The 21,628-nt window shown below is 69.9% G+C and carries 19 protein-coding genes and 1 pseudogene; 2 read left to right on the top strand and 18 right to left on the bottom strand.

Going from position 1 to position 21,628, the window contains the following annotated elements:
* Position 1: 1 nt before the first annotated feature.
* From AC07RV_RS01220 to AC07RV_RS01180, 9 genes and pseudogenes are all read right to left on the bottom strand, one after another.
* Positions 2–1,084, bottom strand: coding sequence for a M14 family metallopeptidase (locus AC07RV_RS01220; RefSeq protein WP_296783496.1), 1,083 nt, complete (start codon positions 1,082–1,084; stop codon positions 2–4).
* 14 nt (positions 1,085–1,098) lie between these two features.
* Positions 1,099–2,082, bottom strand: a complete 984-nt coding sequence (locus tag AC07RV_RS01215; RefSeq protein WP_296783498.1) for a tripartite tricarboxylate transporter substrate-binding protein — start codon at positions 2,080–2,082, stop codon at positions 1,099–1,101.
* A gap of 109 nt (positions 2,083–2,191) precedes the next feature.
* Complete coding sequence (locus tag AC07RV_RS01210) at positions 2,192–3,211, bottom strand: pyridoxal-phosphate dependent enzyme (RefSeq protein WP_296783500.1); 1,020 nt, start codon at positions 3,209–3,211, stop codon at positions 2,192–2,194.
* 4 nt (positions 3,212–3,215) lie between these two features.
* On the bottom strand, positions 3,216–3,617 hold the full coding sequence (locus AC07RV_RS01205; RefSeq protein ID WP_296783503.1) for a RidA family protein: 402 nt from the start codon (positions 3,615–3,617) through the stop codon (positions 3,216–3,218).
* Between the two features lie 91 nt (positions 3,618–3,708).
* A pseudogene (locus tag AC07RV_RS01200) lies at positions 3,709–4,321 on the bottom strand (SCO family protein).
* Positions 4,318–5,865 carry a PepSY domain-containing protein gene (locus AC07RV_RS01195; RefSeq protein WP_296783506.1) on the bottom strand — a complete coding sequence of 516 codons (1,548 nt, stop codon included), beginning with the start codon at positions 5,863–5,865 and terminating at the stop codon, positions 4,318–4,320. The pseudogene AC07RV_RS01200 and the gene AC07RV_RS01195 overlap by 4 nt, the downstream one beginning before the upstream one ends.
* Before the next feature lie 13 nt (positions 5,866–5,878).
* Positions 5,879–8,065 (bottom strand): TonB-dependent receptor, encoded by a 2,187-nt coding sequence (locus AC07RV_RS01190; protein WP_296784055.1) that lies wholly within the window; start codon positions 8,063–8,065, stop codon positions 5,879–5,881.
* Positions 8,066–8,220: 155 nt separating this feature from the next.
* The gene (locus AC07RV_RS01185; RefSeq protein WP_281081672.1) at positions 8,221–8,583 is read right to left on the bottom strand and encodes a DUF2946 family protein; all 363 of its coding nucleotides are present in this window, start codon (positions 8,581–8,583) and stop codon (positions 8,221–8,223) included.
* 60 nt (positions 8,584–8,643) lie between these two features.
* Positions 8,644–9,309 (bottom strand): GntR family transcriptional regulator, encoded by a 666-nt coding sequence (locus AC07RV_RS01180; RefSeq protein ID WP_296783514.1) that lies wholly within the window; start codon positions 9,307–9,309, stop codon positions 8,644–8,646.
* A gap of 93 nt (positions 9,310–9,402) precedes the next feature.
* Between AC07RV_RS01180 and AC07RV_RS01175 the strand changes: the two genes are divergently transcribed.
* Both AC07RV_RS01175 and AC07RV_RS01170 read left to right on the top strand, forming a co-directional pair.
* Positions 9,403–11,766: a molybdopterin-containing oxidoreductase family protein gene (locus tag AC07RV_RS01175; protein ID WP_296783517.1), complete on the top strand. Its 2,364-nt coding sequence runs from the start codon at positions 9,403–9,405 to the stop codon at positions 11,764–11,766.
* A 44-nt stretch (positions 11,767–11,810) separates the two neighbouring features.
* Complete coding sequence (locus tag AC07RV_RS01170; RefSeq protein WP_296783520.1) at positions 11,811–12,761, top strand: PDR/VanB family oxidoreductase; 951 nt, start codon at positions 11,811–11,813, stop codon at positions 12,759–12,761.
* 3 nt (positions 12,762–12,764) lie between these two features.
* Here the strand turns inward: AC07RV_RS01170 and AC07RV_RS01165 are convergent, their stop codons facing one another.
* From AC07RV_RS01165 to AC07RV_RS01125, 9 genes are all read right to left on the bottom strand, one after another.
* A complete protein-coding gene (locus tag AC07RV_RS01165) occupies positions 12,765–13,091 on the bottom strand; it encodes a hypothetical protein (RefSeq protein ID WP_203207579.1) in 327 nt (108 codons plus the stop codon).
* Positions 13,088–13,786, bottom strand: a complete 699-nt coding sequence (locus tag AC07RV_RS01160; protein WP_296783524.1) for an orotate phosphoribosyltransferase — start codon at positions 13,784–13,786, stop codon at positions 13,088–13,090. Before AC07RV_RS01160 ends, AC07RV_RS01165 begins: the two co-directional genes overlap by 4 nt.
* Before the next feature lie 17 nt (positions 13,787–13,803).
* Positions 13,804–14,709 carry a helix-turn-helix domain-containing protein gene (locus AC07RV_RS01155; RefSeq protein WP_296783527.1) on the bottom strand — a complete coding sequence of 302 codons (906 nt, stop codon included), beginning with the start codon at positions 14,707–14,709 and terminating at the stop codon, positions 13,804–13,806.
* An 89-nt stretch (positions 14,710–14,798) separates the two neighbouring features.
* On the bottom strand, positions 14,799–15,881 hold the full coding sequence (pyrC, locus tag AC07RV_RS01150) for a dihydroorotase (RefSeq protein WP_444813606.1): 1,083 nt from the start codon (positions 15,879–15,881) through the stop codon (positions 14,799–14,801).
* Positions 15,878–17,134 carry a hydantoinase/carbamoylase family amidase gene (locus tag AC07RV_RS01145; RefSeq protein ID WP_296783533.1) on the bottom strand — a complete coding sequence of 419 codons (1,257 nt, stop codon included), beginning with the start codon at positions 17,132–17,134 and terminating at the stop codon, positions 15,878–15,880. The genes pyrC and AC07RV_RS01145 overlap by 4 nt, the downstream gene beginning before the upstream one ends.
* 15 nt (positions 17,135–17,149) lie before the next feature.
* Complete coding sequence (locus AC07RV_RS01140; RefSeq protein WP_093345548.1) at positions 17,150–18,100, bottom strand: dihydroorotate dehydrogenase; 951 nt, start codon at positions 18,098–18,100, stop codon at positions 17,150–17,152.
* A complete protein-coding gene (locus tag AC07RV_RS01135; protein WP_296784056.1) occupies positions 18,093–19,001 on the bottom strand; it encodes a dihydroorotate dehydrogenase electron transfer subunit in 909 nt (302 codons plus the stop codon). Before AC07RV_RS01135 ends, AC07RV_RS01140 begins: the two co-directional genes overlap by 8 nt.
* Positions 19,001–20,242, bottom strand: coding sequence for an MFS transporter (locus AC07RV_RS01130; protein WP_296783537.1), 1,242 nt, complete (start codon positions 20,240–20,242; stop codon positions 19,001–19,003). The genes AC07RV_RS01135 and AC07RV_RS01130 overlap by 1 nt, the downstream gene beginning before the upstream one ends.
* Positions 20,243–20,454: 212 nt before the next feature.
* Positions 20,455–21,513, bottom strand: coding sequence for a porin (locus AC07RV_RS01125; protein WP_296783539.1), 1,059 nt, complete (start codon positions 21,511–21,513; stop codon positions 20,455–20,457).
* Positions 21,514–21,628: the final 115 nt, after the last annotated feature.

Raw genomic sequence — 21,628 nt, 5'->3', positions numbered from 1 at the left:
TTCAGGCCTCGCCCAACCAGCGCAGCGCGTTCGCGATCACCTGCCGCGACTGGTCGACCAGGCTGCGCTGCCACGCGGGCTCGCCCGGATAGAAGAAGCGCAGCAGCTCGCGCCGCGTGTCCGACAGCTGCGTGCGACCGATGCCCGCCGTCCATTCGCGCTGGTCGCGCACCAGCAGCTCGAGCATGCGCTGCGGCCGCGCGGTGCCGAACTCGAGCACGGCCGCCGTCACGCGCGCCTGCGGCAGAGCGCGTTCGTAGCCCGGCGTGCTGTGGCCCGTGACCGGCGCGAAGTCCTCGGGCGCGCCGCTCTCATGCACCGCCACCACCCACTCGCCGAACACCTCGCGCATACGCGCCAGCGCCTCGCCCTGTTGCAGCGCGACCAGCGAGCCATAGCCGTAGGGGCCGAGGCCCGTGTGGTAGTCGACCAGGCAGACCTCGCGCGCCGACGCGCCATGGCGGCGCAGCACGGCCTCGATGGTCAGGCGCGACCAGGTGGGCGCCTGCCCGCCGAAGCCCATGCCCTGCGCGAAGGTGTACTGCCCGGCCATCAGCGCGTTGTAGAGCGCCTCGCTGCCATGGACTCGCGCGAAGTCCGCGAGCAGCGCATCGCCCGCGGCCACGGCCGAGGCATCGCCGGGATCGAGCGCGATCGCCGCATGCAGCGGCGCGTACTTGTGCGAGGGCGGCGCCTGCGCGTGGTCGATGAAGTTGCGGCAGAGGTCGACGTTGTCCTCGGTGTAGCGCCGCAGCCAGGAGGCGCCCCAGGGATTGATCGCATGCACCAGCACCACGGCGGTGTCGGGCGGCAGGTCCTCGGCCGACTGCGTCAGCAGCCAGTCGATCTGGCAGCCCGAGCCCGCGAACAGCTCCACGCCATGCACGCCCGAGGTCAGCACCAGCACGCGCTGCGCGTCGGCCGGGCCGATGCGCACCACGTCGGTGGCGAGCGCCTCGCCCTGCGCGCCCGCGAGCGGATGGCCATGCACCTCGGGCGCGAGGCCGCGCAGCGCGCAGGCGGCCAGGAACTTGCGGCGCGCCGTCGCGTAGTCGGCGCTGAACAGCGTGTCGGTGGGGATCATCGGCGCTCCATTCGTCAATCGATCTGGAAGCCGGATTCCCGGATGATCGGCTGCCACAGCGCGAGTTCGCCGCGCACCGCCTCGCGCAGCTGCTGCGGATTGCCGGCCGCTGGATCGAAGCCTACGTTGGCCAGGCCCGCGGTGGTGGACGGCAGCGCCGCGATCTCGGCCACGGCCGCGCTCACGCGGTCGACCAGTGCCTGCGAGGTGCCGGGCGGCGCGAACAGCCCGACCCAGCTCGAGCTGCCGAGCGCGCTGAAGCCGAGCTCGCCGAAGGTCGGCACCTCGGGCACGCTGGCCGCGCGGCGCGGGCCGGTCACGGCCAGCATGCGGATCTTGCCGGCGCGGTGCGCGCCCAGGAACCCGCCGAGCGCATCGACGGCGGCCGGAATCTGGTTGCCCATCAGGTCGGCCAGCAGCGGCGCGCCGCCCTTGTAGGGCACGGGCAGCAGCTCGATGCCTTCCTTCTTGCCGACCACGTAGCCCACGAAGTGCGGCGAGCTGCCGGCGGCGGGCACGCCGAAGCTGCGCGCCTCCTGCTTCGCGCGCGCCAGCGCGAGGTACTCCTGCAGCGTCTTCGCGGGCTGCGCCGCGCTGACCGCGAGCGCCACCTCGAAGGTCGCGAGCCGCGCCACCGGCGCGAAGTCCTTCACCGGGTCGTACTTCACCGAGCGCGAGGTCAGCGGCAGGGTCGAGAACATGTGGCTGTTGCCCAGCAGCAGCGCGCTGCCATCGGGCGGCAGTGCACGGAACTGCTCGGCCGCGATCTGGCCGCCCGCGCCGGGGCGGTTGTCCACCACCACGGTGGCGCCCAGGCGCTTCTGCAGCTCCTCCGCATAGAGGCGCGCCACCGCGTCGGCCGTGCCGCCCGCGGGATAGCCGACCACCAGGCGGATGGTGCGGCCGGCCGTGGCGGACGGCTGCGCCGCGGCCAGCGGCGGCAAGGCAGCGGCGATGACGCCGGCGGGCAGCAGGGGCAGGAAGGCGCGACGCTTCATCGGGGGTTCTCCGAAAGACAAGGGACGGACGGCAACGAGCGGCTGGCGGGCGCGACGCGCACCCACCGGCCACGGAACAACGAACGCAACGAAGAGGGAAAGCCGGCGCTCAGGCCTCGAGCAACTGCTCGCCGCGCGCGAGCTGGCGCGCGTAGGTCTCGGCATCGAGGTTCGCGCCGCAGACGATCAGCCCGGTGCGCTGCCCGCGCAATTCCTCGCGCAGGGGCCCGAGCAGCGCGGCCAGCGCCGTCGCGCCGGCCGGTTCCACCGCCAGCTTGGCATCGCGGAACATCACGGCCATCGCGCGGCAGATCTCGTCGTCGCTCACGGTCACGATGCGCTCCATGTGGCGGCGGCAGAGCCCGTAGGCCATCGGCGTGGTCATCGGCGGCGCCAGGCTGTCGGCAATGGTCGAGAGCTTCTCCATGCGCTGCGGCGAACCGGCCTCGAAGCTGCGCCGCATCACGTCGGCGCCCTCGGGCTCGATGCCGATCACGCGGCAGCCGGGCATCAGCTTGCGGATCGCCGTGGCCACGCCGCTGCCGAGGCCGCCGCCGCCCACGGCCACCAGCACCGTGTCGAGGCCCGGCACCTGCTCGGCGAACTCGAGCCCCACGGTGGCGGTGCCCAGCGAGGTGCCCTCGCCCTCGAAGGGATGGATGAAGGTGCGGCCCTCGTCGCGCACCAGCGCCTCGGCCATCGCGAAGCCGGTGGCGCCGTCGGGCGCGATCAGCAGCTCGGCGCCGTAGGCGCGCGCCATCGCCACGCGCGCCGGATTGGCCGAGGCCTGCACCACGATCTTCGCGGAGACGCCGGCCTCGCGCGCCGCGAAGGCCGCGGCCACCGCATGGTTGCCGGCGCTCATCGCGGTGATGCCGCGCGCTTTCTGCTCGCTCGACAGTCGGCGTGCCACGTTGAGCGCGCCGCGTGCCTTGAAGGTGCCGGTGCGCTGGAACAGCTCGAGCTTCATGTGCACGTCGGCGCGGCCGAGCAGGCGCTCGACCGTGGGTCCGTGCAGCGGCGCGACCGGCGTGCGCAGCAGCGCCTGGGCATTGGCGCGCGCGGTCTCGCGGATGGCCTCGAGGTCGAGGTCGGGCAGTTCGGAGGCGGCTGGGGATGCGGTGCTCATGGCGTCAGGCTCCAGGTGCGCGGCGGGCGCGGCGTGCATGCGCGATAGCTTCGATCTCGACCAGCGCGCCCGGCACCATCAGGTCGGCGCGCACCGTCGATCGCGCGGGCGCGGGGCCCGCGGCGGGATCGAAGCATTCGGCATAGCTGCGGTTGAATTCGGCGAAGTCCTCCACGCGCGACAGCCACACGGTGGTCTTCGCGACATCGACGAGCCCCAGGCCTTCGGCCGCGAGGATCTCGCCGATGCGACCGAGGCAGCGCCGCGTCTGCTCGCCGACCGTGCCGCCCTCGATGCGCCACTGGGCGTCGAAGGCCATCTGGCCGCTGACGAAGACAAACTCGCCCTCGCGGCGCGACGGGGAGAAGAACGGAGGGGCCACGGCGGGCGTCGGGTCGGTCTGCATGCGGGGCAGTCTATAGACGGCCGCGCGGCGCGTCCTTTGCGCGACGGGCAAAAACTTATGCGCGAGCGACGCCCCGCATGGGGACTTTCCCTCAGCCCGCCGCCAGCAGCGCGCGCACGTCCGCGGTGAATTCGCTCGCGCTCTGCGCATAGCGCATCACCACGCGCATGCGGCCCTTGCGGTCGATCAGGTAGGTGAAGGCCGAATGGTCCATGGTGTATGAAGTGCGCGTGGGGACCTTCTCGTAGAACACCTTGAACTCCTTCGCGGTCGCCTCGGTCTGCGAGGTCGCCGCGCAGCCCGAGGAAACTCGGGTCGAAGGCCGCCGTGTAGGCGCGCATCACCTCGGGCGTGTCGCGCTCCGGGTCGACGGTGACGAAGATCACCTGCAGGTCGTCGCCGGCCGCGCCCAGCTGCTGCTTGACTTCCGCCGCGCGCGTCAGCGCGGTCGGGCAGATGTCGGGGCACTGGGTGAAGCCGAAGAAGATCATCACCACCTTGCCCTTGAAGTCGGCCAGCGTGCGGCGCTTGCCGTCGGGATCGCTCAGCGCGAAGTCGCGGCCGTAGTTGGCGCCCGTGATGTCGGTGCCGGTGAAGCTCGGCTTCGGCTCGGATTCGCCGCAGGCGGCCAGCGCGGCCCACAGGGGCAGCGAGGCGGTGCCCAGCAGCAGGCGGCGACGGGTCGTGGTGAGTACGCGGGTCATGGATGTTCCTTCGAGGGAGTGAATGGGGGAATGCGCCGGGCCGCCGGCTTCGGTGTCAGCTTTCGGCCCAGCCGGCGCCAGCCGATCACCACGCCCGTGAGGCTCAGCGCTGCGCCGCCGAGGCTCAGCAGCACCATCGCCAGGTCCCACAGCGGGCGACGTTCGAGCAGCGGGCGCCAGTCCCAGCTGTGCAGCATCGCGAACAGCCAGCGGCTGGCGCGGCGGTGGCTGTCGCTGCGGTTCAGCAAGGCGCCGGTGCGCGGATCGACGTGGGCCCAGGTGCCGGCCTCGTCCGCGAACACCACGCGCCAGATGGGCAGCGGCTTGTCGCCGCCGCCGGTCATGGTGTGCGGCTCGCGCGTGTAGTAGTGGCTGTCGTAGGCGGTCAGCACCTCGATGCGCGCGACCGGTGCGCTCGATAGCTTCGCGACCGCGGCCTTCAACATGTCGGCGTCCAGCGCCGTGGGCGCGGCGCTTGCGGCATCGAGCACCGTGGGGCGCAATGCGGTGCCGCGCGCGAGCACGAGATCGCGTCCCGCGGCGCGGGTCCAGCGCAGCTCGCGCACCGTGCCGCCCGCCGCCGCGATCAGCGCCTGGGGCGAAGCGGCATCAGCCAGCGGCACGAGCGGCCCGCCGTTCATCGCCTCGGTGCGCAATGCGGGCGCGCCGCTGTCGAACACGCGCCAGGGGTTCATCGACATCAGCCCGCTGAAGATCCAGGTCAGCGTGACGGCCGCGAACAGCAGGCCCGTGATGTGATGCCAGCGCATCATGAAGCCGCGGTACGGCGAGCGCGAGCCGCTGCGGTAGCGGCTCGCGAAACGCCAGCGCAGGATGCCGACGGCCGTGCCCATCAGCGTGACCGCGATGCCGAGGATCGAGAGCCAGTTGACGATGTCGGCCCAGTACGGATCGAGCGCGCCGCCGCGCAAGGGGTACAGCCAGTGGATCCACGCGCCCGCGTAGTTCCACAGCCGCTCGGCGCGCGGCGCGTCGCGCACCACCTCGCTGGTGCGGCCCGAGACATAGAGCCGCGTGTGCGCGGCATCGACCAGCGCCACCTGGTGCAGCGGGCGGTGCGCGTCGAGCGCGCGCGAATGAGTGAACGCGTCCTCGTCGAGCGTGCCCTCGTACACCAGGCCGATACCCGGCCCCGCGAAGGCCGCGGCGCTGGCCATCGCGAGTTCGCGGTCGACATGGCGCAACGGCGTGCCGGTGGCCGCGTCGATCACCACACCGGCCTTGGCGCCCTTGCCACCCGCCGGCTGCGCGAGATACACGGCGCGGCCGCCGCTGGCCACAGCCAGGCGCAGATCCTTGAGCGGCCCCGCGATGCCCGCCGCATCGAGCGCCTCGCGCGGCCCCAGCAGCGCGGCATCGGCCGCGAGCGGCGGCAGATGCAGCAGCCGCTCCGACTCGGTGAGCTTGGGATAGCCCACGTACATCATCACCACGCCCGAGACGAACCACATCGCGAAGAAGGCGCACACCACGATGCCGAGCCAGCGGTGCAGCAGGAACAGCCAGCGCTTGAAATGGGCCATGGACCAGCCCTCCTCAGAACGCGACATGCAGGCTGAGATCGCCGGTGCGCGGCGCGCCCAGGTAGGCGAAGGTGCTGCCGAGGTTGGCCGCGTAGATGCGGTCGGTGGCATTGCGCACGCGGCCCACCAGCGTGAGCGAGCGGTTGATCTTCCACGACAGGCCCAGGTCGACCAGCGTGTACGACGGACAGCGCGCGCTGTTGGCCGCGTCGGCGTAGGTCTTGCCCACGTGGCGCAGCCCCACGCTGGCCTGCAGCGCGGGCGTGATCGCGTACGACACCCAGAGATTGGCCACCACGGCCGGCGTGTTGGTCGGCGTGCGGCCCGCGAGCGACACGCCGTTCTGCACGAAGTTGTCGTACTTCGCGTCGACGTAGCTCAGGTTGCCCTGCAGCGACCACTGCGGCGTGGGCTGCAGGCCCACCGCGATCTCCACGCCCCTGGACGACTGCTCGCCCACGAGCACGGTCAGCGCGCTGTTGTTCGGGTCCTGCGTGGCGATGTTCTTGCGCGAGAGGCGGTAGGCCGCCACGGTCGCCGTGCCCTTGCCCTGCCAGAAGTCGAGCTTGGCGCCGACCTCGGCCTGCCGGCCGGTCGTGAGCTCGCTGTTGTTCATCACGTCGGCGAACGAGGCGGTCGACAGCACGCCCGAGGGCGGATCGGCCGCGGTCGCGTACTGCGCATAGAGGTTGGCGCCGGGCGCGAAGTCCCACACCAGGCCGACGCGTCCCGTGGTCGGGTTGTAGTTGCGCCGGTAGCTGGCCGGCGCGCTGGCGCTGATGGCGCGTCGATTGGTCAGCGCGAGTTCGATGCGATCGTGGCGCAGCGCACTCACGAGGTGCAGCGAGGGCGCGAGCGCCGTGCGGTTCTCGATCGACAGCGCGGTGGTCGTCACCTTGTTGTCGCGGTCGGGGTTGAAGCCCGGCCGCATGCCCGGCACCGCGAAGAAGGGCTCGGTGGCGAAGAGGTACGGATTCACCGTGCTCACCGTGGCCGGCAGGCTGTTCGGAAAGCGCATCTGCTTGTTGACGCTGAAGTCCAGCCCGAAGGACCAGTCGCTGCGCAGGCCCGCGATCTGCCCCTTGTAGAGGCCCTCGATGCGGTCGCCGACCACCTGCTGCTCATGGCGCTGCAGCAGGGCCGCCGAGCGGATCACGGCCGTGTTGCTTGCATTGAAGCGGTAGCTCTCGACGTTGCGGTAGTCGCGCAGCGCGTCGTAGGCATAGAAGGTGTTCTTCAGCTGCAGCGCGTCGGACACGCGCCAGTCCGCGATGGAGCGCAGCCATTGCACGCGCTGCGCATAGATGCCGTCGGCGCTGTTGTAGTTCTTGAAGCGCGTGGCTGGGTCCACGCGGAGGCTGCCAACCACGGGATTGAGCAGCGGCGTGCCCCAGTACGGGCGGTCCACCCATTCGTCCTGGTACTCGTAGGCCAGCGTGTGCGTGACGCCGCCGCCGAAGTCCGACAGCAGCGAGGCCGCGAGCTGCGTGGCGCGCGTGTGCGTGCCGTCGGTCCAGCCGTCGGCATCCTTGCGGTTGAGGTCGATGCGCGCGTAGTGGCTGCCCGCGCCGCCATCGCCCGCGATGCGGCGGTTGAGCCCGATCGAGGCCTCCTTGAGTTGCTGCGTGCCCAGGCGCAGCCGGGCCTCGGTGAGGTCGCTGCGCTCGGCGATCTTGCTGATGTAGTTGATCGAGCCGCCGACCGCGCCCGCGCCGAACAGGAAGCTCGAGGGTCCGCCGATGACCTCGACGCGGTCGTAGATCCAGCTGTCGACCGGCCGCGCGGCGATCGAATACTGCACGTTGATGCCGTTGAACATCTGGCTCAGCGAGCCGGCGCCGAAGCCGCGGTAGCTCACGCCGATGTTGCCGGGCGCGTTGTGCGCCGTGATGCCGGGCACGGCGCGCAGGATCTCCTGCGTGTCCTGCGCGCCGCGCGCCTCGATGGTGGCGCGGTCGACCACGCTGACCGAGGCCGGCGTCTCGCGCGGCGTCAGGCCCAGGCGGCTGCCGGTGTCGGAAGGCGTGTCGAGGTTGAGGCGCCCGTTGGGCGCGGGCGCGGGTGGCGGGTCGACCTCGATCGCTTGCAGCGTGGTCTGGACCTGGGCGTGCGCGAAGGGCGCGGCGAAAGCGCCGAGCGCGAAGCAGGACAGCGCACGCGCGCGCAGGCGCTCGGCACCACGGCCGTGGGGAATGGCAATGAAAGGCACGGGATCTCTCTTCTCGCAGCGCGTGGCTGCGCTGACGGCGCAGCGGCGCGTGGCCGCGCATGCCGTCGACGAACGATGGGCGCCGCGCGCGGACCGGCTCGCCCGCGAGGCGACGCCAGGGTCCGTCGTGCGACGGATTCAGCGGTTCAGGCGAAGAGGAAGGAAGGAGGCCCCCGCGCCGGCAGCGGCGCGGCGGTGGCCGCGGCGATGCGCGCGGCGGGGATCGAACGCAGGGCGTAGGACAGCGGTGCCGGCATCGGCACCTCGACCTGCGCGATCGCTGGCGGCAGGCCGCCGATCACGCACAACGGGCAGTCCATGCCCATGCTGCCCATCGGCACCGCGCCATCCTCGGTCTGCACGACCATCGTGACGTGGCCCGAGGCCGAGCACACGATGTCGATCTGCTGAGGCTTGACGATCGGCGACGCGACCGCGACGGACAGGGACAGCACGAACCACGCCAGCACGAGGCGATGCAGGGTCGAGAGTTTTCGAAGGACGTGCACGGGCGCCATTATCGCGACGAATCATGGATCGCGAAGCAACAGCCCGTGCTTCCTCTGTGGCTAGTCGATGGCGACGCTCGTCTTCTGCTGCTCGATGATCTCGACGATCAGCTTGCCGGTATGGATGACGTGCTCCGTCACCATCGCCTTCGCGCCCTGCGCATCGCCGGCCAGGCACAGGCGCAGCAGCTTCTTGTGCTCGGCCTCGGAGCGATCGACGTTGGTCTTCGACTTCCACGGCAGGTAGAGATAGCGCCCGAGGTTGAGCCGCGCGGACTCGACCGACTGCAACAGCAGCGGCCGGTCGGCCTTGGCATACAGGCTCGCGTGGAATTCATGGTTGAGGCGGAACACCTCCTCGACCTGCCTGGCCTTGCCGAGCTCGTCCAGCAGCCCGGTGGCACGCGCGATGTCGGCACGCGAGAGATGGGGCACGGCCAGCTCGATGAGCCGCCCTTCGAGCAGCCAGCGCAGCTCGATCAGCTCGACCGCCTCGCGCGCGCTCAGGAAGGCCACCGAGGTGCCCTTGTTGAGCCGGGCCGTGGCCAGACCCGCGGCGACGAGCCGCGAGAGCGCCTCGCGCACCGGCACATGGCTGACGCCGAAGCGCGCCGCGATGTGGTCCTGCTTGAGCGGCGCGCCGGGTTCGAGCACGGCCGTCGCTATCTCGGAGCGGAGCGTCTCGTAGACCGATCCCGCGGCCACTTGCGAGCTGCTTTCCTTCATGTTGCGCCTTTTCTCAAAGTATATATACTTTCTTCACTTTATATATAATCATGCACCAGGCCGGACTTCCACCTCCGCCTGGGCACTGGAACTATGGCCGAAAAAATCCCTGGCTTCTGCGCCCTCTGCCGCTCGCGCTGCGGTTCGATCAGCGTGGTGGAGAACGGCGTGCTGATCGCCCAGGAAGCCAACCCCTCCCACCCGACCGGCAAGGCCCTCTGCGTGAAGGGCCGCGCGGCGCCGGAGCTGGTCGCCAATCCGCAGCGGCTGCTGCATCCGCTGATACGCACGGCGCCGAAGGAGGCCGCCGATCCGCTCTGGCGCCAGGCCTCGTGGGACGAGGCACTGGACCTCGTCGCGCAACGCATCGGGCGCATCCGCGACGAGAGCGGTCCCGAGTCGGTGTCCTTCGCCATCACTTCGCCGAGTGGGTCGCCGCTGTCCGACGGCATCGTCTGGATCGAACGGCTGGTCAATGCCTTCGGCAGCCCGAACCTGTGCCGCGGCACCGAGATCTGCAACTGGCACAAGGACGTCGCCCACGGCTTCACCTTCGGGCGCGGCATCGGCGCTCCGGACTTCTCGAACACGCGGTGCATCGTGCTGTGGGGCCACAACCCGTCGGCCACCTGGCTCGACCATGCGACGGGCGTGACGGAGGCCTTCGCGCGCGGCGCGAAGATCGTCGTGGTCGATCCGCGCAAGGCGGGCTTCGCGATGCGTGCCCACCAGTGGCTGCGCGTGCGGCCGGGTTCCGACGGCGCGTTGGCGCTGGCCATCGCCGGCGAGATGATCCGCAACGGCGAATACGACATCGACTTCATCCGCCGGCACACGAACGGGCCGCTGCTGGTGCGCGAGGACACGGGCGCGTTCCTGCGCGAAGCCGACCTCACCGGCCTCGCCTCGCAGCGGCTCGTGGCCTTCGACGAGGCGAGCGAGTCCATCGTGCCCTACGACCCCGGCACGGCCAGCTACGCGTCGCAGGACTGCACCCTCGCGCTCTTCGGCGCCAGGACGCTGCAAACGACCGCGGGCCCCGTTCGGTGCCGGCCCGCCTTCGCGCTCTATGCCGAGCTGTGCGAGGCCATGTCGCCCGAGCGCGCCGAGGAACTGTGCTGGGTTCCCGCGCAGCAGGTGCGCGACACCGCGCGGCTGCTGTTCGCGCACCGCCCCGTCAGCTACTACGCGTGGTCGGGCGTCGGCCAGCACACCAACGCGACGCAGACCGACCGCGCGATCGCCCTGCTCTACGCGCTCACGGGAAGCTTCGACGCGGCCGGCGGCAACGTGGACTTCGCGCACCCGCCGGCGCGCAAGGCATCGGGCAAGGAACTGCTGTCGGCGGCGCAGCTCGCGAAATGCGTGGGCATCGACGAGCTTCCGCTCGGCCCGGCCGCGCAGGGCTGCATCGGCAGCGACACGCTGTACCGCGCCATCCTCGAAGCCAAGCCCTATGCGATCCGCGGCGTGATCGGCTTCGGCGCCAACCTGCTGCTCGCGCATGCCAACCCGCTGCGCGGCGCCGAGGCGCTGCGCCGGCTCGACTTCTTCGTGCATGCCGATGTGACGCTGACCCCGACCGCGCACTACGCCGACGTGGTGCTGCCGATCGGCACGCCCTGGGAACGCGAGGCGCTGCGCATGGGCTTCGAGGTGAACCAGGGCGCCGAGGAGCTGGTGCAGCTGCGCCCGCGGATGGTGGCGCCGGTGGGCGACAGCCGCTCCGACGCATGGGTCGTCTTCGAACTCGCGAAGCGGCTCGGGCTGGCCGACCGGTTCTGGGGCGGCGACATCGACGAAGGCATGCGCTACATGCTCGAGCCGCTGGGGATCGGCCTGGAGGCACTGCGGCAACACCCCGAGGGCATCCGCTACCCGCTGGAGACGCGCTACCAGAAGCACCACGGCGCGGGCTTCCGCTTCGCGACCGACACCGGCAAGGTCGAGATCTATTCGGCGCTGCTGCACCGGCATGGCCAGTCGCCGCTGCCGGTGTACGTGCCGCCGCTGCCGAAGCTGCGGCTTCGCGAAGGAAGCTCGGACTTTCCGCTCGTGCTGACCTCGGCCAAGCTGCCCCAGTACTGCCACAGCCAGCACCGGCAGGTGGCGTCGCTGCGCAGCAAGGCCCCCGACCCGCTCGTGGCCATGAACCCCGCCACGGCAGCGGCGCGCGGCATCAAGCCCGGCATGTGGGTGCGCGTGCGCTCGCCGAGCGGCTCGGTGCGCTTCAAGGCCACGCTCGATCCCAGCCTCGATCCGCGCGTGGTCTGCGCGCAGTACGGCTGGTGGCAGGGCAACGAGCAGCTGGGCCTGCCCGCGCACGCACCGCTCTCCGAACAGGGCTCGAACTTCAACCTGCTGGTCGACGACGGCGATCTCGACCCGATCAGCGGCTCGGCGCCGCATCGTTCCTACATCTGCGAGGTCGTGGCCGAAGCCGGGCCAGCCGCCTGAACACCGAACCGAACGCCATCCATCCACCCACTCCGTCGATACCCATGCAAGTCAAAGTCCAACGCAAGGTGCCCGAGGCCACCGACATCTGTTCCTTCGAGCTGGTCGCCATCGGCGCCGAAGCGCTTCCGCCCTACGAGCCCGGCGCCCACATCGATGTCGATGTCGGTGGGGGCGAAACCAGGCAGTACTCGCTGTGCGCACCCCATGGCGAGGGGCGCTATGTCATCGGCGTGAAGCGTGATCCGCGCTCGCGCGGCGGCTCCCGTTTCATGCACGAGGCCGTGAACGAAGGCGACGTCCTCACCATCGGCGCGCCGAAAAACCACTTCCCGCTCGCGCAGGACGGCGAGCGCTTCATCCTCGTCGCGGGCGGCATCGGGATCACGCCGCTGCTGTGCATGGCCTCGCACCTGAGCGGCGCCGGAAGAGCGCTCGAGCTGCACTACTTCGCGCAGTCGGCGGAACACGTCGCCTTCCGCCGGCATCTCGAGGACGCGGCCCTGGCCCCTGCCGTGAGGCACCACCAGGGTCATGGCCCCGACGCGCTGCCCGAGCTGCTGGCATCGATCGTCGGCGATCCGGCGCCGGGCAAGTACCTCTACCTGTGCGGACCGCGCCCCTTCATGGAACTCGTGCGCCAAGCCGCGGCGCAATGGCCGGCCGACCAGGTCCGCTTCGAATACTTCGGCGCGGGCTCGACGCCCGCCGCTGCATCGGCGCCGCAGGCCGCGTTCGAGGTCTGCGCCGCCGCCTCGGGCATCTCGGCGCAGGTGGAAGCGGGCCGGAGCATCGTCGAGGTGCTGCGCGCCCACGGCGTGCACATCGAGACCTCGTGCGAGGAAGGCCATTGCGGCACCTGCATGACAACGGTGCTCGAGGGCCGGCCCGAGCATCGCGACTCCTTCCTCACCGAGCCCGAGAAGGCGTCGGGGACGTTGATGCTGCCGTGCGTGTCGCGCAGCTGTTCCGCGCGGCTCGTCCTCGATCTCTGAGCTTCAGAACGCCGTGACGTTCCACTCGTACTCGGTCGCGACCTCGCCGAGGATGCGCAAGCGCTGCGCGGGCTCGGCGGCCAACGCGGCCAGGATGCGGGTGTTCAGGGCCACCATCGTGGCCTTGGCGTTGTCGGCGAACTCCACCGTGATGCCCTGGTCCTCGTACTTCTGGACGAAGGCCTGGGCCGCCACCCCGATGACGAAATAGAGGCCCGCGTTGTCGAGGTCCGACTTCATGAGGTCGAAGGCGCCGCGGTACAGCAGCTTGAAGGCGTCGGAGCCCGACAGGTCGTTCGCGAAGCGGGTGCTGATGTCCTGGAAGTTCATGGTGCGTTGCTTTCGATGTGCTCAGTGATGAAACCCTTGCCGCCGTGCGCCGCGGACCACGCGACCGGATCGCGCAGGAAATCGTCGAACTCGGCGATCACCTCGCGGCCGAAACTGCCTCGTTGCGCCGCGACCGCGCGGATGTCGTGCCAGTTCGCCAGCGCATGGACCTTCAGCCCCAGCGCGGCCAGCATGCGGCCGGCGCCGAACATGCCGTAGTCGAACAGCACGAGCACATCGCCGACCTCGGCACCCGCGGCGCGCAACGCGCGCGCGAAATTGGCCTTCGATGCGCCGGCCGCCATCATGTCGTCGACCAGCAGCGCGCGCTCGCCGGCGCGCACCACGCCCTCGACCTGGCGGGCGCCGATCGCGCGCTTGCGGACGTACTGCATCGGCAGGTCCAGCGCATCCGCGATCCAGGCCGCCAGCGCGATGCCGCTGGACTCGCCGCCCGCGATCGAGCCGACGCCGGCCAGGCAGCCATCGGCTTTGAGCAGCTCGATGGCATGGCCCACCAGCGCGCGGCGCGCCTCGGGAAAGGAAACGAGCCGCCGGCAATCCATGTAGACCGGCGTCGCCCATCCCGAGGGAAGCCGGAAGGGCTCGTCGGTGCGCAAGGTCACGCAGCCGGCATCGAGCAGCCGGGCGGCGACATCGAGGCGGGTCGGAGTCGAGTCTGGGGCAGTGGTCATGGCGGTCGTGCCTTCGGCTAGTGAATTCGGTCGAGCAATTTGCGCAGGTGCATCGCACCCGCCTTGCCCTTGTAGGCAGCTTTCCAGAGCCGGCCGATCATGGCTTCGTACATGCGCACCGCCTCGGGCGAGGCGGTCACGGTCGCGATGCCGTTGCGCACGTTCGGCAGCTCGCCGAGCCGGAACGGGCTCACGGCCAGCACGCTGCCGGCGCGGCCGGAGAAGACCTGGAAGGTCGCGGTCGGCATGGCGTCGTCGATCAGTCCGATCTGCACGTCGATCGGCTCGCTCTCCATCAGGTCGGCGATGCGCTCGACCTCGCGGCGCGCCGCCAGCCGGCGCTCGGTGCGCACGCTCTCCGGCAGGTCGATACGGCCGACCAAGCCGGTGTCGACGAAGCGCTCGAGCTCGCGCAGCCCGATCAGGCTCACGATGTGCGGCCGCCGGCGCTGGAAGAAGGCGCGGCGCTCCTGCATGATCTGCAGCATCTTGTCGATGTCGGCCGAGGTCGGCCCCTTGCCCGCGCCCTTGGGCGAGGCCTCGATCAGCATCTGGCGCAGGATCGGCAGGTAGTCCTCCGAGGTCAGCAGCAGCGAGATGGGCTCGAAGTGCGCGAGGATGCGGTCGGACGATTCCTCGAGCTGGCGCATGCGCTCGAACAGGCCCAGCGCGGTCGAGTAGTACTCCACCTCCACGCCGAGCAGCGACGCCAGCGTGGTGTCGAGCAGGTGGGCCAGGCGCTCGAGCGTCTCGATCTTGACGATCTCGCCCTTCTCGAGCCGGTACACGACAGCGCGCGAGATGCCCAGCCGCTCGGCCACGTCCTCGGCCAGCAACGAGGCACCCACCCGGTAGGCACGCAGGCGGTTGCCCAGCGCCACGTAGTCGATCGATGACTTGAAGGTCGAATTCGCAGCTTCCATCTCGTTTTCCACTTTATGGATCGAAAAAGAAACTATAGGCGAATTCAGGCACCCGCGGTCTCCGGCGAGGCGCGAGGCGGTGCGGGAACTCACGCCGCGACCGGCTCGGGCACGGGCGCATCCCGTAGGGCCCATGGCAGGCGGCTGCCGCCGAGGAAGGGATGGAGCGCCCCGCCGGCCGCGAGCGCCACGTCCTGCGGCACCTCCCAGGGCGAGCGCTCCAGCGTCACGCTCGCCTCGTTGGGCGCGAGACCGTAGAAGCGCGGACCGTTGAGGCTCGCGAAGGCCTCGAGCCTGTCGAGCGCGCCCTCCTCCTCGAACACGGTGCAATAGCTCTGCAGCGCGACCGGCGCGTTGAAGATGCCGGCACAGCCGCAGCTCGCCTCCTTCAGCGTGCGAAGGTGCGGCGCGGAGTCGGTTCCGAGGAAGAAGCGCGCATCGCCCGAGGTCGCCGCCTTGCGCAGCGCCAGCCGATGGCGCTCGCGCTTGAGCACCGGCAGGCAATAGAAGTGCGGCCGGATGCCGCCCGTGAAGATCGCGTTGCGGTTGAACATCAGGTGCTGGGGCGTGATCGTCGCCGCGAGGCGCCCGCTCGCATCGGCCCTGACGAAGTCCGCGGCCTCCTCGGTCGTGATGTGCTCCAGCACCACCTTGAGCGCGGGAAAGTCGCGCAACAGCGGACGCAGCGTCGAGTCGATGAACACCGCCTCGCGGTCGAAGACGTCGACGGCCGGATCGGTGCTCTCGCCGTGCAGCAGGAGCGGCATGCCGATGGCCTGCATCGTCTCGAGCACCGGCGCCACCTTCGCGATCGACGTGACGCCATGCTCGGAATGCGTGGTCGCGCCGGCCGGATACAGCTTTGCCGCGGTCAGCACGCCGTCCTCGAAGCCGCGGCACAGGTCGTCGGCGGAGGTGCCGTCGCAGAGGTAGACCGTCATCAGCGGCACGAAGCTGGCACCGGGCGGCAGGGCCGCCACGATCCGCTCGCGGTAGGCCCGCGCGAGCGCGGTGGTCGTCACGGGGGTCTTGAGGTTCGGCATGACGATGGCGCGGCCGAACTGCGCGGCGCTGTAGGGCAGCACCGTCTGCAGCATGGCGCCGTCGCGCAGATGCAGGTGCCAGTCGTCGGGGCGGCGCAGGGTGATGCGGGGGGTCATGAACAAGCTCATTTCAATCGGGCGAAGGCCGCATCCATCGCGCCGACGCCGAGCATGAAATCCTCGATGTCCATCGCTTCGTGCGGGTTGTGCGAACCGTTCTGGTTCCGCACGAACAACATGCCGCTCGGGATGCCGGCATTGGCGAACAGCGAGGCGTCGTGCCCCGCGCCGCTGGGAATGAGCTCGAAGGCCGCCTCTTGCGCGGCGCAGGCTTCGGACAGCACGCCGCAGAGCTTCTCGTCCATGGTCGCGGGATCGCTGAGCAGGCGCCGGTCGAATTCGAAGCGCACGCCGCGCTCGCGCTCGATCGAGCCGCATTCGGCGCGCACCAGCTGGTAGAAGGCCTCGAGCGCGTCCGTGCTCTTGCTGCGCGCCTCGAGGCTGAAGCTCACCTGCCCGGGAATGCGCGAGATCGAATGCTCGGCCGGATCGGTGCTGACGATGCCCGTGGTCACGACCAGGTCGGTGCCGCGCTCCAGCAGCACGCGCCAGTGCTCGTCGATGCGCATGATCAGGTCGGCGACCGCGAACATGGCGTCATGGCGCAGCCAGCGTGGCACCACGCCCGAATGCTGCGCATCGCCGTGGCAGACCACGCGGTTGTGCCGCACGTTGCCGCGGATGCCCGAGACCACGGCCAGCGGGAGCTGGCGCGCGACCATCACCGGCCCCTGCTCGATGTGCAGCTCGAGGTAGGCCTTGATGCGCGCCTTGTCGAGCAGCGGCTGCTGCGCGCGGATCGCCTCCACGTCGGCGCCGCAGCGCCGCATGCAGGCCTCCATCGATTCGCCGGTGCTGCGCTGCTTGAGCGCGAGGTCGCTCTCGCTGACCTTGCCGAACAGCGCGCCAGAGCCCATGTAGGCCTTGCCGAACCAGGCGCTCTCCTCGCCGCGAAACGCGACCACCTCGAGCGGGCGTGCGTAGGGCGTGCCGCCGGCCTTCTGCGCGACCAGGCACAGGAGGCCCGCGACCACGCCCGCGTAGCCGTCGAAGTTACCGCCCTGCGGCACCGAGTCGATGTGCGATCCGCACCAGGTCACCGCGCTCGCCGCCGCGGTCTGCGGCAGCCCGAACACGAGGTTCGCGGCCCGGTCGGCCCGGACCTCGAGCCCTTCGCTCGCGGCGAAGGCGCGCAGGTAGTCGGCGGTGTCCGATTCGCCGCGGCCGTAGCTCTGCCGCGTGACGCCGACCCCGTCGAAGGTCAGCTCGCGCACGTCGGAGAACAGCTTCTCGGCCATGGGGCGAAGTCCCGGCAGGCTCATCATCCTTGCCCTCCCCTAGCCCGACTGCTGCGCGAAGCGCAGCCAACGGTCCGAGAGCTGGCGGTCGAGTTTGACCTGGCCGGTCAGGTCGCGGATGTTCTTCACGCCCATCTCGTCGCAGTACGCGACCAGGCCGTCGATGATCTTCTGCATCGCGCCCGGATCGATGAAGGAGGCCGTGCCGACCTGGACCGCGCTCGCGCCGGCCAGCATGAACTCGACCGCGTCGTGCGCGCTCGCGATGCCGCCGCAGCCGATGACCGGGATGCGCACGCTGCGATAGCACTGGTGCACCATGCGCAGCGCGATCGGCTTGATGGCCGGTCCCGACAGGCCGCCCATCACGTTGCCGAGCATGGGCTTGCGGGTGCGTACGTCGATCGACATGGCCAGCACCGTGTTGCCCATCACGAGCGCGTCGGCGCCGGCTTCTTCCGCGGCCCTCGCCACCGTTGCCACGTGCGAGGCATTGGGCGTGAGCTTGGCCCACACGGGATGATGCGTGCGGCGACGGATCGCGCTCACGACCTTGTAGGTGGTCTCGGGCGTCATCGCGAAGGCCATGCCGTCGGCCTCGAGGTTGGGGCAGGAGATGTTGGCCTCGATCACCGCCACTTCGGGCAGCGACATCTCGGCCACCGCATCGGCGAACTCGTCGACCGTGTCCGCCGAGATCGAGACCACGACAGGCGTGTCGAAGCGCGTGTAGGGCGGCAGCACCGTCTCGCGGTAGTAGTCCAGGCCCTTGCTCGGAATGCCGATCGCATTGAGCATGCCGCCACGGGTTTCCGCCACGCGCGGCGTCGGGTTGCCGGCACGGCTCTTGGGCGAGACGCTCTTGATCACCAGCGCGCCCAGCCGGTTGAAGTCGAGCGCTTCCGCGTACTCGATGGCGAAGCAGCCCGAGGCCGGCATGACCGGGTTGCGCAGGCCCACGTCGCCGACCCTGACGTTGAGATCAGCCAAACTCCACCTCCCCGACCACGTCGCCGATGGGAAACACGGGACCTTCGCGGCAGACGCGCAGGAATTGCTTGTCGCCCTCGCGGTCGAACAGCCTGACGCAGGACAGGCACACGCCCATGCCGCAGGCCATGCGCTGCTCCATCGCCACCTCGCCCCGGGTGCCGGGATGGTCGGCGAGGATGCGCTGCAGCAGCATCAGCACGCGGTGCGAGCCGCAGGTGTAGACGGCGTCGTGGTGCCGTTCGCCGAGCAGACGGCGCACCAGCGTGTCCATGGCCTCCACCGAGGAGCTGCCGTCGGAGTCGTAGACGCAATGCACGTCGGCCTCGGCGCCACGCAGGAACTCGTCGCGCATCAGGTCCTTGGGGGCGCGCGCCGACATCACAGCCGTGATCGCGATGCCCATCCTGGCCGCCTGCTGCAGCAGCGGCGCCATCGTCGCCAGGCCGACGCCGCGCGCGACGACCATGATGCGTTCGTCGTCGGGCGGCAGCGTGAAGGTGTTGCCCAGCGGGCCGACGATGTCCATCGCGCCGCCGACGGGCAGCGAGGCCAGCGCGTGGGTACCGGTGCCGGTGACGTTGTAGAGGAACTCGATCGTGCCCGCCCCCGGCCCCACGCCGTAGACGCTCATCGGGCGCAGCAGGAAAGGCTGGAGGTCGTTCGTCGTCGGGCACTTGAGCTGGTAGAACTGCCCGGGCCTGGTCGCGCCCGCCAGGTCGGCCGGCGCGCTGAGCTTCAGGTACTTGTAGCGGTCGTTGACCCAGCGGTGCTCGGCGACCTCGCAGTGGTACGAGGCCACGGATTGCGCGTTGCGCTGGAAGCAGGCGCCCTCGCCCTGCAGCGCGGGCGGATGCACGGGCCGGAACGCGGGCGATTGGTGGTCGATGGCGGCGAGCATCATTCGAGCTCCTTGCCCTTGAGTTCGGGAATGAGGAAGTAGGTGGCGACCATGTCGACCAGGTAGATCGCGGCGAGCAGCGCGATGGCGATCTGGAACGAGTAGGCGGCGACCAGCGCGCCGACCACCACCGGGCCGAAGCCGCCGATGCCGCGGCCGAGGTTGAACAGCACGTTCTGCGCCGTGGCGCGGGCTTCCGTGGGATAGGCCTCGGAGATCAGCGCGCCGTAGCCGCCCAGCATGCCGTTGACGAACATGCCGAGCACCGCGCCGACCCACAGCAGCGAGACCGGATCGGACAGCTGGGAGTACGCCAGCACCATCGCCACGGCACCGGCCTGGAACAGCAGGAAGCTCGGCTTGCGCCCGATGCGGTCGGCCAGCTGGCCGAAGACGAAGATGCCCAGCATCATCCCGAGGATGGTCACCGAGGTCCACATGGCCGACTTCGTGAGGTTGAAGCCGAGCTTGTTGGCCAGGAAGCTCGGCATCCAGATCATGATCCCGTAGTAGCCGAAGTTCTGCACCGCGCACAGCACGACGATGCCCAGGCTGGTGCGGGTCGTCTGCGCATCCTTGACCAGCAGCTTGAAGGACCTCAGGCGCGAGCCCCGGGCCTTGGGCTTGCGCACGAACACCTCGGGCTCGTGCAGCTTGTTGCGGATCACCCAGGCCACGAGCGCGGGCACGACGCCGACCAGGAACATGCCGCGCCAGCCGATGTGGGGCATCAGCAGCGGCGTGAGCAAGGCGGCGCCCAGCACGCCCAGCTGCCAGCCCAGCGCCACGTAGGAAGAAACGCGGGCCCGATGCCTGGCGGGCCAGGCCTCGGCCGCCAGCGCCATGCCGATGCCGAATTCGCCGCCCAGGCCGATGCCCGCGATGGTCCGGTAGACCAGCAGGTCCCAGTAGCCCTGCGCGAAGGCACAGAGCCCGGTGAACACCGCGAACAGGACGATGGTCCAGGTCATCACGCGGATGCGCCCGAAGTGATCGCTGAGCGAGCCGAAAACGATGCCGCCGATGACGGCGCCGACCAGCGTCCAGCTCACCAGCGAGCCGGCCTGGCCCGGCGTGAGGTGCAGGTCGGCCGAGATGGCGGTGAGCATGAAGCCCAGGATCAGCAGGTCGAAGCCGTCCATCGCATAGCCGATGGCGGAGCCGGCCAGCGCCTTCCAGGCGTAGCCCGAGACGGCGTCGTCGCGTGGCGCGGAGGCGGTCGAATCTGGGGTGGATGACACGTCAGGACTCCTGGTTCGACGCGGAAAGCCCGGCGCCGGCGGATGGATGGGCCATCGAAACGGTCTCGGCATGGAGTCCGTTTCGCTCATTTGCGATACTAGTATCAAAAACGATATCGATCAAGAAAAAGTTCACCGGGCTTGTCTCTGTGGATGGATGAAAGGAACGAGGGAAACCGGGGGATCGAGCCTGGCGTCGGCTCGCGCGGCCGCTAGAAGCGGTGGCGGATGCCGACGCCGAAGCTGTTGCCGCCCGCCATGGCGGTCGCGCGATCGCGCATGAGGACGGCATAGACGTCGGTTCGCTTCGACAGGTAGTGATCGTAGGCCAGGCTCACCGTCGTGCGGGTGCCGTCGTAGGAGCCGGCGATCTTCGTCCTCGCGACGGCCGCGAGGATCTGCCCCGCGGTCGACCCGACCGGCACGCTGGCGCCGAGGGAACTCGTGGTCCCGCGATAGCCGGTCGCGTCGGCCTTCGATCGGCCGTAGCTCGCATAGGCCTTGAGCAGGCCGAAGTCGTAGGCGCCGCCCAGCATCCAGTCCTTGCGCGTGGTGGGCACCACCGCGCCGTCGACCGTGGCCGTGATGACGCCCGGGTTGACCGGGTTGGAGATCTGGTCGCGCTCGTAGAAGCCCGCCACCGTGAGCGGCCCGCTGACGTAGGTCGCGCTGATGCCGGTGTTGTTCTTGCCCTTGTAGCCGGTGTCACTGGACTGCTCGCCGAACTGGTAGTGCAGGTTCACGCGCAGGCCGCCGAAGCTCGGCGTGCTGTAGATGAACTGGTTGCTCCAGCCCGTGTCGGACGGCGAGGTGCGGTACAGCCAGCGCGCGGTGTTGACGTTGGCATGCAGCACCAGCGGCGAGAACGCGAAGGAGTTGCCGAAGGGGTTCACCAGCACGGTGGGGATGAAGTTCGGCGCCGCGGCGCGCCCGAGCTGCAGGCTGCCGTAGGCACCGGCGATGCCGACGTTGGCATCGCGCGCGAAATAGGGATCGCCATCGAAGCGACCCGATTTGCCGGTATCGGCACGGAAGAAGGCATTGAGCGCGAAGTAGGCCTTGAGCCCGCCGCCCAGGTCCTCGGTACCGGCGAAGCCGAAGAACGAGGTGGTCATGCCGCCGCTTCCGAGGACCTTGGTGCGGCCGAGGTCGCCCGCGTAGCGCATCGATCCCGCGTATTCGTCGATCAATCCCTGCACCGACACACTGCTCTGCGCACAGGCGCAACAAGCCGTCGACAGCGCGACGGCGGCAACTACAAGACTCTTCATGGGTGGCTCACTTCTCAAGGCTCGATGGAACGCCGAGCGCCCCCTCGCGGCACGCCCGAACGACGGACAGGTGGCTCTGGCACGGGTGCACCGCCATGAGGCGTATCGCCTCGAA

The sequence above is a fragment of the Variovorax sp. GW821-FHT09B01 genome (genome assembly GCF_059418345.1).
This window is presented reverse-complemented; position numbering and strand designations above follow the sequence as displayed.

Excerpts from the sequence above, each read along its gene's own strand:
- AC07RV_RS01220 (WP_296783496.1), bottom strand. The coding sequence starts at position 1,084 with ATGATCCCCACCGACACGCTGTTCAGCGCCGACTACGCGACGGCGCGC.
- AC07RV_RS01215 (WP_296783498.1), bottom strand. The coding sequence starts at position 2,082 with ATGAAGCGTCGCGCCTTCCTGCCCCTGCTGCCCGCCGGCGTCATCGCC.
- AC07RV_RS01210 (WP_296783500.1), bottom strand. The coding sequence starts at position 3,211 with ATGAGCACCGCATCCCCAGCCGCCTCCGAACTGCCCGACCTCGACCTC.
- AC07RV_RS01205 (WP_296783503.1), bottom strand. The coding sequence starts at position 3,617 with ATGCAGACCGACCCGACGCCCGCCGTGGCCCCTCCGTTCTTCTCCCCG.
- AC07RV_RS01195 (WP_296783506.1), bottom strand. The coding sequence starts at position 5,865 with ATGGCCCATTTCAAGCGCTGGCTGTTCCTGCTGCACCGCTGGCTCGGC.
- AC07RV_RS01180 (WP_296783514.1), bottom strand. The coding sequence starts at position 9,309 with ATGAAGGAAAGCAGCTCGCAAGTGGCCGCGGGATCGGTCTACGAGACG.
- AC07RV_RS01175 (WP_296783517.1), top strand. The coding sequence starts at position 9,403 with ATGGCCGAAAAAATCCCTGGCTTCTGCGCCCTCTGCCGCTCGCGCTGC.
- AC07RV_RS01170 (WP_296783520.1), top strand. The coding sequence starts at position 11,811 with ATGCAAGTCAAAGTCCAACGCAAGGTGCCCGAGGCCACCGACATCTGT.
- AC07RV_RS01165 (WP_203207579.1), bottom strand. The coding sequence starts at position 13,091 with ATGAACTTCCAGGACATCAGCACCCGCTTCGCGAACGACCTGTCGGGC.
- AC07RV_RS01160 (WP_296783524.1), bottom strand. The coding sequence starts at position 13,786 with ATGACCACTGCCCCAGACTCGACTCCGACCCGCCTCGATGTCGCCGCC.
- AC07RV_RS01155 (WP_296783527.1), bottom strand. The coding sequence starts at position 14,709 with ATGGAAGCTGCGAATTCGACCTTCAAGTCATCGATCGACTACGTGGCG.
- pyrC (WP_444813606.1), bottom strand. The coding sequence starts at position 15,881 with ATGAGCTTGTTCATGACCCCCCGCATCACCCTGCGCCGCCCCGACGAC.
- AC07RV_RS01145 (WP_296783533.1), bottom strand. The coding sequence starts at position 17,134 with ATGAGCCTGCCGGGACTTCGCCCCATGGCCGAGAAGCTGTTCTCCGAC.
- AC07RV_RS01135 (WP_296784056.1), bottom strand. The coding sequence starts at position 19,001 with ATGCTCGCCGCCATCGACCACCAATCGCCCGCGTTCCGGCCCGTGCAT.
- AC07RV_RS01125 (WP_296783539.1), bottom strand. The coding sequence starts at position 21,513 with ATGAAGAGTCTTGTAGTTGCCGCCGTCGCGCTGTCGACGGCTTGTTGC.